The organism is Quatrionicoccus australiensis (assembly GCF_020510425.1).
GTDB lineage: Bacteria > Pseudomonadota > Gammaproteobacteria > Burkholderiales > Rhodocyclaceae > Azonexus > Azonexus australiensis_A.
Genome location: NZ_JAHBAH010000001.1, coordinates 1,428,120 through 1,440,628, shown reverse-complemented (window position 1 = coordinate 1,440,628; position 12,509 = coordinate 1,428,120). Strand labels below are relative to the sequence as shown.

Annotated in this window: 11 protein-coding genes; 6 read left to right on the top strand and 5 right to left on the bottom strand. The window is 61.8% G+C overall.

Annotated elements, in window-relative coordinates:
* Positions 1 to 154: 154 nt before the first annotated feature.
* The 4 genes from KIG99_RS07015 (at position 155) to KIG99_RS07000 (ending at position 5,087) form a co-directional block, all read left to right on the top strand.
* A complete protein-coding gene (locus tag KIG99_RS07015; protein ID WP_226459499.1) occupies positions 155 to 841 on the top strand; it encodes a response regulator transcription factor in 687 nt (228 codons plus the stop codon).
* 77 nt (positions 842 to 918) lie between these two features.
* Complete coding sequence (gene apbC, locus KIG99_RS07010; RefSeq protein WP_226459498.1) at positions 919 to 2,010, top strand: iron-sulfur cluster carrier protein ApbC; 1,092 nt, start codon at positions 919 to 921, stop codon at positions 2,008 to 2,010.
* Between the two features lie 71 nt (positions 2,011 to 2,081).
* A complete protein-coding gene (gene dcd, locus KIG99_RS07005; protein ID WP_226407771.1) occupies positions 2,082 to 2,648 on the top strand; it encodes a dCTP deaminase in 567 nt (188 codons plus the stop codon).
* 210 nt (positions 2,649 to 2,858) lie between these two features.
* A complete protein-coding gene (locus KIG99_RS07000) occupies positions 2,859 to 5,087 on the top strand; it encodes an arginine/lysine/ornithine decarboxylase (RefSeq protein ID WP_226459497.1) in 2,229 nt (742 codons plus the stop codon).
* Positions 5,088 to 5,259: 172 nt separating this feature from the next.
* Here the strand turns inward: KIG99_RS07000 and KIG99_RS06995 are convergent, their stop codons facing one another.
* Genes KIG99_RS06995 through KIG99_RS06985 form a run of 3 tightly spaced genes read right to left on the bottom strand, consistent with a single transcriptional unit; the run spans position 5,260 to position 8,174 of the window.
* Positions 5,260 to 5,778 carry a dihydrofolate reductase gene (locus tag KIG99_RS06995; RefSeq protein WP_226459496.1) on the bottom strand — a complete coding sequence of 173 codons (519 nt, stop codon included), beginning with the start codon at positions 5,776 to 5,778 and terminating at the stop codon, positions 5,260 to 5,262.
* 2 nt (positions 5,779 to 5,780) lie between these two features.
* Positions 5,781 to 7,370 carry a glucose-6-phosphate isomerase gene (pgi, locus tag KIG99_RS06990; RefSeq protein WP_226459495.1) on the bottom strand — a complete coding sequence of 530 codons (1,590 nt, stop codon included), beginning with the start codon at positions 7,368 to 7,370 and terminating at the stop codon, positions 5,781 to 5,783.
* Between the two features lie 9 nt (positions 7,371 to 7,379).
* Complete coding sequence (locus KIG99_RS06985; protein ID WP_226459494.1) at positions 7,380 to 8,174, bottom strand: thymidylate synthase; 795 nt, start codon at positions 8,172 to 8,174, stop codon at positions 7,380 to 7,382.
* Between the two features lie 178 nt (positions 8,175 to 8,352).
* Here KIG99_RS06985 and KIG99_RS06980 point away from each other — a divergent pair, with 178 nt between their 5' ends.
* Positions 8,353 to 9,900 (top strand): hypothetical protein, encoded by a 1,548-nt coding sequence (locus tag KIG99_RS06980; protein ID WP_226459493.1) that lies wholly within the window; start codon positions 8,353 to 8,355, stop codon positions 9,898 to 9,900.
* On the opposite strand, the gene mog is transcribed toward KIG99_RS06980, so the two are convergent.
* Together mog and yjgA are read right to left on the bottom strand one after the other, a co-directional pair.
* Entirely contained in the window at positions 9,897 to 10,481 is a 585-nt protein-coding gene (gene mog, locus KIG99_RS06975) for a molybdopterin adenylyltransferase (protein WP_226459492.1), read from the bottom strand. The two genes, KIG99_RS06980 and mog, sit on opposite strands and share 4 nt — an antisense overlap.
* Positions 10,474 to 11,010 (bottom strand): ribosome biogenesis factor YjgA, encoded by a 537-nt coding sequence (gene yjgA / locus KIG99_RS06970; RefSeq protein ID WP_226441273.1) that lies wholly within the window; start codon positions 11,008 to 11,010, stop codon positions 10,474 to 10,476. Before yjgA ends, mog begins: the two co-directional genes overlap by 8 nt.
* A 69-nt stretch (positions 11,011 to 11,079) precedes the next feature.
* Here yjgA and pmbA point away from each other — a divergent pair, with 69 nt between their 5' ends.
* The gene (pmbA, locus tag KIG99_RS06965; protein WP_226459491.1) at positions 11,080 to 12,423 is read left to right on the top strand and encodes a metalloprotease PmbA; all 1,344 of its coding nucleotides are present in this window, start codon (positions 11,080 to 11,082) and stop codon (positions 12,421 to 12,423) included.
* The last annotated feature ends 86 nt before the right edge of the window (positions 12,424 to 12,509 follow it).

Genomic DNA, 12,509 nt, shown 5'->3' with positions numbered 1-12,509 from the left:
ATGCATCACTTCCCCGGCCGATTAACGCATCAGCCAGCAATTTCCGGACTTGTGTCCGAAAGGTAAACGATTGTGTTGGCTTGGTAAAATTAGTCAGTCCGCGTATTGCCGATGCGCATGCAAGGCGGCAAAATCCACCTTTAAAGGGGAATCCATGAATTTTGCCGTCATTGAAGACAGCCGCAGTCAGGCTGAAGTGCTGAAAGCCCTGCTCAAGAGCGAAGGACATCAGGTCGAGGTGTTCAGCGAGGGGCTTGCCTGCATCGAGGCCATGAAGACCCGCAGCTTCGACTTTTTCGTCGTCGACTGGACCTTGCCGGATATCGGCGGCGATGAGGTCCTGAAACATATCCGCGAGAAGTGTGGCTGGGATGTGCCGGTTGTCTTCTGTACGGCGCGCACCGAAGAGGAAAGCGCGGCCGATATTCTGCGTCTCGGCGCCGATGACTTCATTCCCAAGCCGATCCGTTACATGGAGTTCATGGCCCGCGTCCAGAGCTTGCTGCGCCGGCGCAAGTCGGCCCGGCCGGGGCCACTGCGCATTGCCGGCATCGAAATCGACCTGGAAGGACGCCGCGTCACCCTGGCCGGTGTCGAAGTTGACCTGACCCAGCGCGAATTTGATCTGGCCGTCGTCCTGTTGCGCAACATCGGCCGTGTCCTGCCGCGCGAAGAACTGCTTTCCAGCGTCTGGGTGCGCGACAACGAAGTCGATACGCGTACCGTCGATACGCATGCCAGCCGCCTGCGCAAGAAGCTCGGCCTGGCCGGCGAAAGCGGCCTGATGCTCACTTCCGTCTATGGTCAGGGCTATCGCCTGGATACCGTCCAGCAAGGCTGAACAGCACTCCGGATTGCGGTATACTGGACAAAATCGCTCGGGTATTGCCCGGTCGCCCACCCCAACCCGGAGTTTCCATGAGTCTTACAGAACAGCAAATCAAGACCGCGCTTGCTGCAGCGGTCGACCCCAATACGGGCAAGGATTTCGTCGCCGGCAAGGCGGTGAAGAACATCCGGATTGATGGCGCCGATGTTTTCTTCGATATCGAGCTCGGTTATCCGGCCAAAACCCAGATCGAAACCGTGCGCCAGCAGGTGCAGGCGGCGGTGAGCGGCGTGCCGGGTGTCGGCAAGGTTGTGGCCAACGTGTACAGCAAGATCATCGCCCATAGCGTGCAGGTTGGCGTCAAGTTGCTACCGGGTGTCAAGAACATCATTGCCGTTGCCTCCGGCAAGGGCGGCGTCGGCAAGAGCACGACGGCGGTCAACCTGGCTCTGGCGCTGGTTCAGGAAGGCGCCCGCGTCGGCATTCTCGACGCCGACATCTATGGCCCGTCGCAACCGCAGATGCTCGGCCTGGCTGGCGAGCAGCCCGAGTCGAAGGACGGTCAGAGCATGGAGCCGCTCGAAGCCTATGGTCTGCAGGCGATGTCGATCGGCTTCATGGTCGATGTCGAGACGCCGATGGTCTGGCGTGGTCCGATGGTTGCCCAGGCGCTCGACCAGATGCTCGGCCAGACCAACTGGCACGACCTCGATTACCTGATCGTCGACATGCCGCCGGGGACTGGCGATGTCCAGTTGTCGATGGCGCAGAAGGTGCCGGTGACCGGTGCCGTGATCGTCACCACACCGCAGGACATCGCGCTGATCGATGCGCGCAAGGGTTTGAAGATGTTCGAGAAAGTGAATATTCCTATTCTCGGTATCGTCGAAAACATGAGCATCCACATCTGCTCGAATTGCGGTCACGCCGAGCACATCTTCGGCGAGGGCGGCGGCCAGCGTATGGGCGATGATTACGACGTTGAGTTTTTGGGCAGCCTGCCGCTGGAAATGGCGATTCGCCAGATGGCCGACGGCGGCAAACCGACCGTGGTCGGCGCACCGGATTCGCGCACGGCCGAGATCTATCGCGGCATCGCCCGCCGGGTGGCGGTCAAGATTGCCGAGAAGGCCAAGGACATGACCTCCAAGTTCCCGAACATCGTGGTGCAGAACACCTAAGTTTTTGCCAAAACCCCACACAAAGGCGGGTAAAATCCCGCCTTTATTTTTGTCGACCGTAGCAGGGAAAAATGGCCATCAAATCAGATAAATGGATCCGCCGCATGGCGGCAGAGCACGGCATGATCGAGCCGTTTGAACCGGAGCTGGTGCGCGAGGCCAATGGCGAGAAGATCGTTTCCTACGGCACCTCCAGCTACGGTTACGACATCCGCTGTGCCCGCGAATTCAAGGTATTCACCAACATCAACTCGACCGTGGTCGATCCGAAGAACTTCGACCCGAAGTCTTTCGTCGAGATCGAATCCGACGTCTGCATCATCCCGCCGAACTCCTTTGCGCTGGCCCGCACCATGGAATATTTCCGCATTCCGCGCTCGGTGCTGACCGTCTGCCTTGGCAAGTCGACCTACGCGCGTTGCGGCATCATCGTCAACGTGACGCCTTTCGAACCGGAGTGGGAAGGCTACGTGACGCTGGAGTTTTCCAACACGACGCCGCTGCCCGCCAAGATCTACGCCGGCGAAGGTTGTGCCCAGGTCCTGTTCTTCGAGTCCGACGAAGTCTGCGAGACCTCGTACAAGGACCGCGGCGGCAAGTACCAGGGGCAGGTCGGCGTCACCCTGCCCAAGATCTGATTCCATTCTCAGACCAACCGTGACTTTGTCGACTTCGCCTCGCCGTGCTAATCGCACTGTCCCACTGGGACTTCCGCTGGTCGTCTTCGGCTTGTCTTCGCGTCACAATTGATCTGAAAATGGAATGCCCGCGGATTTTCGCTAGGCCGTAACAAAACCGTCTTATTCTGTGACCCGCTGCGGCGGGTCGCCGCTTTTCAAGGATACACAATGCGCTTCCACTTTCCCGTCATCATCATCGACGAAGACTTTCGCTCGGAGAACACCTCCGGTCTTGGCATCCGGGCGCTCGCCGAAGCCATCGAAAAGGAAGGCCTGGAAGTGCTGGGGGTGACCAGCTACGGCGACCTGACCTCGTTTGCCCAGCAGCAGAGCCGGGCCTCGGCCTTCATCCTGTCGATCGACGACGAGGAACTGGCGCTGGAGCCGGAAGAAACCCTCGCCGAATTGCGTGCCTTCGTCAGCGAAATCCGCAACCGCAATGCCGAGATTCCCATCTTCCTGCACGGCGAAACGCGTACCTCGCGCCATATTCCCAACGACGTGCTGCGCGAACTGCATGGTTTCATCCACATGTTCGAGGACACGCCGGAATTCATCGCCCGCAACGTCAAGCGCGAAGCCCGTGCCTATCTCGATTCGCTGCCGCCGCCGTTTTTCCGCGCGCTGGTGCATTACGCGGCCGACGGTTCGTATTCGTGGCATTGCCCCGGCCACTCGGGCGGCGTCGCCTTCCTGAAGTCGCCGGTCGGCCAGATGTTCCACCAGTTCTTCGGCGAGAACATGCTGCGCGCGGACGTCTGCAACGCCGTCGAGGAACTCGGCCAGTTGCTCGATCACACCGGTCCGGTCGCTGCTTCCGAGCGCAACGCCGCGCGCATCTTCAATGCCGACCACCTGTATTTCGTCACCAACGGCACGTCGACCTCGAACAAGATCGTCTGGCACTCGACCGTGGCGCCGAACGACATCGTCGTTGTTGACCGCAACTGCCACAAGTCCATCCTCCACGCGATCATGATGACCGGCGCGATCCCGGTTTTCCTGATGCCGACGCGCAATAACTTCGGCATCATCGGCCCGATCCCGAAGAGCGAATTCGCCTGGGAAAGCATCCAGAAGAAAATTGCCGCCAATCCGTTCATCTCCGACAAGACGGCCAAGCCGCGCGTGCTGACGATTACGCAATCGACCTACGACGGCATTCTCTATAACGTCGAGGACATCAAGGAAGAACTCGACGGCAAGATCGATACCCTGCATTTCGACGAAGCCTGGCTGCCGCACGCCGCCTTCCACGACTTCTATGGCGATTACCACGCGATTGGTGCGGATCGCCCGCGCTGCAAGGAGTCCATGGTTTTCTCGACGCAATCGACGCACAAGCTGCTGGCCGGCCTCAGTCAGGCTTCGCAGATCCTGGTTCAGGATGCCGAGAACCAGAAGCTCGATCGCGACATCTTCAACGAAGCCTACCTGATGCACACTTCAACCTCGCCGCAGTACTCGATCATCGCGTCCTGCGATGTGGCGGCGGCGATGATGGAAGAGCCGGCCGGTACCGCGCTGGTCGAGGAGTCGATTGCCGAGGCCCTTGATTTCCGCCGTGCCATGCGCAAGGTCGATGAAGAGTGGGGCGCCGACTGGTGGTTCAAGGTCTGGGGTCCGGACGACCTGTCCGAAGAAGGCATCGAGGAACGCGATGCCTGGATGCTGAAGCCAGGCGAGCGCTGGCACGGCTTCAACAATCTGGCCGACGGCTTCAACATGCTCGACCCGATCAAGGCAACGATCATCACCCCGGGTCTCGATGTCGACGGTGACTTTGCCGACGAATTCGGCATCCCGGCTGCCATCGTCACCAAATACCTCGCCGAGCACGGCGTGATCGTCGAGAAGTGCGGCCTGTACAGCTTCTTCATCATGTTCACCATCGGCATCACCAAGGGCCGCTGGAATACGCTGGTCACCGCGCTGCAGCAATTCAAGGACGATTACGACAAGAATCATCCGCTGTGGAAGGTGCTGCCCGAGTTCGTGCAGAAGAACCCGCGCTACGAGCGCGTCGGCCTGCGCGACCTGTGTACGCAGATCCACAGCGTGTACAAGCAGAACGACGTCGCCCGCCTGACCACCGAGATGTACCTGTCGGACATGGTGCCGGCGATGCGTCCGGCCGATGCCTTTGCCAAGATGGCACACCGCGATATCGAGCGCGTACCGGTCGACGAGCTGGAAGGGCGCGTTACTGCCGTGCTGCTGACGCCTTACCCACCGGGCATTCCGCTGCTGATTCCGGGCGAGCGCTTCAACAAGACTATTTGCAGTTATCTGAAATTCGCCCGGGAATTCAATGCCGCCTTCCCCGGTTTCGAGACCGATGTGCATGGTCTGGTCAAGGGGGGCGACGGGCGCTACTACGTTGATTGTGTGAGGTAAGTCACGAAGCCGGCAATGACGGAGCAATGGCGCTGGTGTTTGGCCCTGATTGTGATGTTGCTGCCGGCTTTTGCTTTTGCCGAGATGGCGGCCAGGGTGGTGTTTGCCACCGGGGGGCGCCACTGTCTCGGGGGTGGTCGCCTTCAAGCGCTAAGGCGCAAGCCTGATCGTTTCAGGTGCGCCGGCGGTAGCTGACGAAATGTCCCTGCAGGCCGCTGCTGCTGTTTAGCGGGCTGCGTCGTTCTTCCTGCCAGGCGGAGGAAGAAATTTCCGGGAAGCGGGTGTCGCCTTCCGGTGCGTCATCGACTTCGGTCAGTTCGAGGCGGGTCGCGAGTGCCATCGCCTGTTGATAGATTTCCCCGCCGCCGATCACGAAAATGTTGTGGCTTGCCGGCTGATTGCCGGCGCCAGCGGTCGACGCCAGTTGCAGGGCCATTTCCAGCGAGCCGGCGATTTCGGCACCGGGGGCGACATAGTCGCCCTGGCGGGTGATCACGATGTTGCGCCGGCCGGGCAGCGGGCGAAAACGCGGCGGTAAGGACTCCCAGGTCTTGCGCCCCATGACCACGGTCTGGCCGGCAGTCAGGGTTTTGAAATGCGCCATGTCTTCCGGGATGTTCCAGAGCAGCTGATTGTCGCGACCGATGACCCGGTTGCTGGCAACGGCGGCGATGATGATGATGTCAGGCATGTTCAGGTCCGAAACTGGCGCAGGTGGTCGATCAGGCCGCGCGTCGAGCTGTCCAGCGTGTCACTGGCTGCTTCGCCGCGCAAGCAGGGGGCGAGACGGCTGGCCAGCTGCTTGCCGAGTTCGACACCCCACTGGTCGAAAGAATTGAGATTCCACAGCACGCCGAGGCAGAACACCTTGTGCTCGTAAAGCGCGACCAGTTGGCCGAGCGTGAAGGGGCTCTGTTCGGGCAGCACGATGGTGGTCGATGGCTGGTTTCCTGGGAAGGTCCGATACGGCAGCAGGCTTTCCGGGATGCCCGCCTGGCGGGCTTCCTTCTGGGTCTGACCGAAAGCCAGGGCCGAGGATTGTGCAAGACAGTTGGCCAGCAGGTTGCTGTGATGGCCGGGGAGCGGGAAGTCAGAGCGAGCCAGTGCAATGAAGTCACTGGCAACCAGTTCGCTGCCTTGATGCAGCAACTGGAAAAAAGAGTGCTGCCCGTTGGTGCCGGCGGTGCCCCAGAGAATCGGTGCGGTTGCGATGTCGACCGGCAGGCCCTGACGATCGACATGCTTGCCGTTGCTTTCCATCTCCAGCTGTTGCAGATGCGCGGGCAGCAGGCCGAGCGAATGGCTGTACGGGAAGACGCCGTGGCTGTGCGCCTTGAGGAAATTGGTATTCCACAGGGCAAGGAGAGCGAGTGTCAGCGGCAGGTTGGATTCGGCGGGCGCACAGAAGAAATGCTCGTCCATGTCGCGGGCGCCGGCCAGTAATTCCTTGAAATTGGCAAATCCGACGGCCAGCGCGATCGGCAGGCCGATCGCCGACCACAAGGAGAAGCGGCCGCCAACCCAGTCCTGGAACTCGAAGACGTTTTCCGGGGCAATGCCGAATTCGCTGGTGGCCTTGAGATTGGTCGAGGCGGCGACGAAGTGCCTGGCGACCATGCTCGGGTCGCCGCAGGCAGCGAGTAGCCAGTCACGGGCGGTGCGCGCGTTGGTGATGGTTTCCAGGGTGGTGAAGGTCTTGCTGGCGATCACGAACAGCGTGCTGCGCGGACTGAGGTGCTGCAGCATGTTGGCCAGATCGGCGCCATCGAGGTTCGAGACGAAGTGGACGCGGATGTCCGGGTGCTGGCGTGCTGCCAGTGCCTGCACCGCCATGTGCGGGCCGAGGTCAGAGCCGCCGATGCCGATGTTCAGGACGTCGGTAATGCGTTCGCCGCTATAGCCGCGCCACTGCCCGCTGTGTACGCGCTCGCAGAAGGCCTGCATGCGCGTCAGCACGTTCCGTACTTCGGGTGGTGCTGCGTCGCCGGCGCGCAGATCGACATGGCGTACCGCGCGTTGTTCCGTGTGGTTGATCGCTTCGCCGCTACGCATGCGCCTGGCCCAGCCGGCAATATCCGCGGTCTGGGCAAGTTGGCGCAACAGCTGCATGGTTTCGCCGGTCAGGCGCTGTTTTGAGTAGTCGACCAGCAGGTCGCCGTGGCGGCAGGAAAGATGCTCGAAACGGCTTGGGTCGTCAGCAAACAGGCTGCGCAGATGCGTCTGGCGTAGTTGTTTGACATGGTCGGCGAGCGCACGCCAGCCCGAGGTTTCAGTAAGACGCATGGGCATGGCCTAAACAGCGACCGGCGCAGCGATGTGCGGATGCGGGTCGTAGCCGTCGAGACGGAAGTCCTCGAAGCGGAAGGCCAATAGATCCGTGACGTCCGGATTGATCCACATCTGCGGCAACGGGCGGGGCTCGCGTGCCAGTTGCAACTGTGCCTGGGTGAAATGATTGGAGTAGATGTGCGCATCACCGAAGGTGTGCACGAAATCGCCCGGCTGGTAGCCGCAGACTTGCGCCAGCATCAGCGTCAGCAAGGCATAGGAGGCGATGTTGAAGGGCACGCCGAGGAAGATGTCGGCGCTGCGCTGGTAGAGCTGGCAGGACAGCTTGCCGTCGGCGACGTAGAACTGGAACAGGCAGTGGCAGGGCGGCAGGGCCATGTTGTCCACGTCGCCCGGATTCCAGGCCGAGACGATGTGACGCCGTGAGTCCGGGTTGTTTTTCAGGCTGTGCACGAGTTGACCGATCTGGTCGATGACGCGCCCGTCCGGCGTTTCCCAGCGGCGCCACTGCTTGCCGTAGACCGGCCCGAGGTCGCCGTTTTCGTCCGCCCATTCGTCCCAGATGCGGACGCCGTTGTCCTGCAGATACTTGATATTGGTGTCGCCCTGCAAGAACCACAGCAGTTCGTGGATGATCGATTTGAGGTGCAGCTTCTTGGTGGTGACCGCCGGGAATCCTTCCGCCAGGTCGAAGCGCATTTGCCAGCCAAAGACCGAGCGGGTACCGGTGCCGGTACGGTCGGATTTGGCGTGGCCCTTGTCGAGAACATGGCGCATCAGGTCGAGGTATTGCTGCATGAGTATCGGCTGGCCGGATGAATGATCCTTGGATTTTACCAGTCCCGGCGATGCTGCGGATGACACTGTGACAAGAGTGTTTTGCCGGCGCCCGAGCGAATGACGGAATAAAATTATTTATGCCGCTCGCCTTGTCGAGCGACTAGAATCGGTGGCTGAACAGCAGGAGAGGGAGAGAATGGTGCTTGACAAGATGCCAGGGCTGGGAAGGCTGCTCAGTCAGAAGGCGGAACATCCGCTGGCCGACGCACGCGAGTTGCGTCGGGTGATCGGCGAGCTGCCCGGTGATAACGCCTTCAAGGCACTCGATGAAATCGCCGGCTGGCTGGAGTCTTTGCTGGCGGCAGACGAGTTTCCGCTGGATCGCGTTTTCGATGCGGCGAGTCAGCTCGAAGATGCCGCCCTGCCACACCTCAAGCGCCTTTCCCGCGAGTATCTGCACACCCTGCGTCTGACGCGCAACGACGAAAAGCGTCTGTGGTCGATCAATTACGGTTTCTGGACCTTGCTCGCGGCGGCCTATGAGCGCTGCCTGTACACCCCGTCCGACAAGCCGCGCGCCGCCGAAACCCTCAAGTTGCTGTTGCCGGCACTGGCCACGCGTCTGATTGCCGCGCTGGGGGCGATCATCAAGTGGGAACAGTTTCACTATGGTCCGACGCTCGGCGCCATCTGGTTGCGTCTGGGCCGAGCCCTGGAAATGGCCGAGACGGCAGGTGTCGCCGGCAAGCGGGTACTGCTCTCGCTGCAGGGCGGCATGTCCAGCGCGCAGCAGGAATATGTCAAGGCTGTGGCCTTTCAGGCCGCGTCGATGGACAGCCTGATGCCGCTCGAAATCGAGTTGGCCGAGCGCCTGATCATGCATTTCCTGCCCTCCTTCATCTTTGGCAATGTGGCGCATGAAGACAGTGTCTACTGGGTCGATTTGCATCTCGCCCAACCGCCGCTGCGCCTGGCCAGGATGCCGGCACGGGCCGAGCCCAGCCAGCGCTTTTTCAAGCCGGGTGAAGCCAATGCGGCGATGCGTGCCGTGCTGCACGACCTCGAGCAGGGTGGCGACATTCCGCCCGACATCAATCTCGGCGGGCAATACCAGGTGCGTGCCGTGTTGCCGGTGCTGCGCCATCTCGCGGCTTATCTCGCGCCCATCCCGCCGCAGCGCCGGCATGACCGGCATCGCGTCAAGCACCGGATGTCGGTGATGAACGGACTGGTCAATGCCTTCGTGGTGTTTTCGGGTGAATTTGGCGGTCGACCGGCGGGCTTGCCGATCGAGAGCTGGGTTGTCGAAAATGTCAGTCGCGGCGGTTTCGGGGCCGTGCTCAGCAATATTTCCGCCGAATGGCTGCGCGTCGGTGCCTTGCTCGCCTTGCAGCCAGATGGCGGCGACAACTGGTTGCTCGGCATTGTCCGGCGTTATCACCGCGAAACCGAGAGCGAGGCCCGGGTCGGTATCCAGGCCCTGGCCCGGCAGGTGGTGTCGGTCGAGGTGACGCCGCGCACGGCCTCCAAGTATGGTGCCGCCGCCAGCCTGCCCTGTTTGCTGATCGAGGATGGTTGCGAGGCAGGCGAAGTCCGCCTGGTGCTGCCGCCCAACTCCTTCGATTTGCGCGAAAGTCTTGATTTCAGCCGCAACGGCCAGCGTTTTCTGCTGGCGCCGGTCGCCTTGCTGGAACAGAACGGCGAGTACGAACTGGCGCGCTACCGCCGCGGGCTGATCGGTTAAGCCGGGCGGATCGCCGACTTCGGGCGGAAGACCTTGATCACCGCCGGGTCGGTTTCGGCGTAGGGGCCGCCGATCAGGTCGATGCAGTAGGGCACGGCGGCGAAGATGCCGACGTGCGTGACTTCGCCGGCGGCATTGCGCACGCCTTCGAGCGTTTCCCTGATCGACTTGGGCTGGCCGGGCAGGTTGATGATCAGGGCCTGCTTGCGGATCACCGCCACCTGGCGCGACAGGATCGCGGTCGGCACGAAATTGAGGCTGATCCGGCGCATTTCCTCGCCGAAGCCGGGCATTTCCTTGTCGGCGACGGCCAGTGTCGCTTCCGGCGTCACGTCGCGCAGGGCCGGGCCGGTGCCGCCGGTGGTCAGCACCAGATGGCAGCCGCAGCGGTCGACCAGTTCAATCAGGGTATTTTCAATCGTCGGCTGATCGTCGGCGATCAAGCGCGTTTCGGCGCGCCAGGGCGTGCTCAGCGCGCCGCCCAGCCATTCCTGCAGGGCCGGGATGCCCTTGTCTTCGTAGATGCCGGTCGAGGCGCGGTCGCTGATCGAGACCAGACCAATGATCAGTTGTTCACTCATCGTCCGTTTCCGCGGCTTCCGGTGCCGGCTTGCCGTCCTGTTCCTGCAGGAGCTGGAAAATGGCGCGGAAACTCTTCGGCGGCTTGTTGCCTTCTTGTTCCTTGAGCGCGTTGCGGCGCAGCTGACGCAGCTGCTGCATGTCGAGGCCGGGCCACAGTGCGAGCAACTCGGGCAGGGCGCCTTCGTCGTCGATCAGGCGCTGGCGCATGCGTTCGAGGCGGTGGATACGCGCCACTTCGGCCGACGATTCGCCGCGCAGCAACGCCAGGCCGGCGCGGATCGGTTCGTCGTCGACATTGCGCATCAGCTTGCCGAGATAGGCGACCTGGCGGCGGTGAGCGCCGTGGGCGGTGATCTTCTGGCATTCGCGCACGGCATCGTAAATCTCTTCCGGCAGCTTGATCTTCTTCAACTGGCCGACGGAAAGCTCGACCAGTTCGGCGCCGAGGTCGCGCAGTTCATGCATGGCCTCCTTCTTCTTGGTCTTCGAAGGGCGGCTGGTACTCTCGGTGAAATCTTCTTCTTGCATGGGGCGCGGTCGCAGGCGGGCATTGATGGGCTGCTATGATAGCGACTTTCCCGTTCGGACGCCCCTTTCATGCCTGAAGTCGCCAGCTTTTCCTACGCTTTTTCGACCTTGCAGCAACTGGCCGAGGATGTGCTCAAACATGCCCGGGAAAAGGGGGCGACCGCCTGCGAGGTCGATGTTTCCGAAGGTTTCGGCCAGTCGGTCGGCGTGCGTTGCGACGAGGTCGAAACCATCGAATTCAACCGCGACAAGGGCATCGGAATTTCCGTCTATTCCGGTCAGCGCAAGGGTTACGCCAGTACCTCCGACTTCTCGCCGCAGGCTTTGCGCGAGACGGTCGAGGCGGCGCTCAACATCGCCCGCTTCACCGCCGAAGATGACTGTGCCGGCCTGGCCGATGCGGCCTTGATGGCCAAGGATTGCCCCGATCTGGATTTGTTCCATCCCTGGGCGTTGACCGTTGAGGACGCGATCGAGACGGCGCGCCGTTGCGAACAGGCCGCGTTTGCCGCCAGTCCGCTGGTCAGCAATTCCGAAGGCGCCTCGGTGTCGACGCAGCAGGCGCATTTTGTTTCGGCCAACAGCCTGGGTTTCATGGGAGGCTATCCGACCTCGCGCCACTACATTTCCTGCTCGGTGATTGCCGGTGAACAGGACGCCATGCAGCGCGACGACTGGTACACGACGCGACGCTGTGCTGCTGAACTTGATGATGCCGCCAGCGTCGGCCGCATTGCCGCCGAGCGCGCGGTGGCGCGTCTCGGTGGGCGCAAGGTCAAGACCGGCGAATTCCCGGTGTTGTTCGAGGCGCCGCTCGCCGGTGGCCTGCTCGGCAGCCTGGTGCACGCGGTCAGCGGCGGTGCGCTGTACCGCAAGTCGTCCTTCCTGCTTGATCATCTCGGCAAGCGGGTGATGCCGGACTTCGTCAATATCTGCGAACGGCCGCACATCCTGCGTGGCCTCGGTTCCGGCTCCTTCGACAGCGACGGCGTTGCAACGCGCGATCGCGACATCGTGACCGGTGGCATCCTGCAGGGCTATTTCCTCAGCACCTATACCGGTCGCAAACTCGGGATGCCGACCACGGCCAATGCCGGTGGCAGCCACAACCTGATCATCCAGCCCGGCGAGCTCGACCTGGATGGTCTGCTCGCCAGGATGGGGCGCGGCCTGCTGGTTACCGAACTGCTCGGGCACGGCATCAATTACGTCACCGGCGACTACTCGCGCGGTGCCGCCGGTTACTGGGTGGAAAACGGCAAGATCGCCTATCCGGTCGAGGAAATCACCATCGCCGGCAATCTCAAGACCATGCTGGCCGGCATCGTTGCCGTCGGGAACGACGTGGTGGTGCGCGGGTCAAAGCAGACCGGCTCCATCCTGATCGATCGCATGACGGTGGCGGGTGAATAAGTTATAAGGGTTTTCCGCAACTCGCCAAAGTTGCCGCTTTGATTAGAATTGAATCGCTAGACTGCTTGATGTACCCAACTAACACG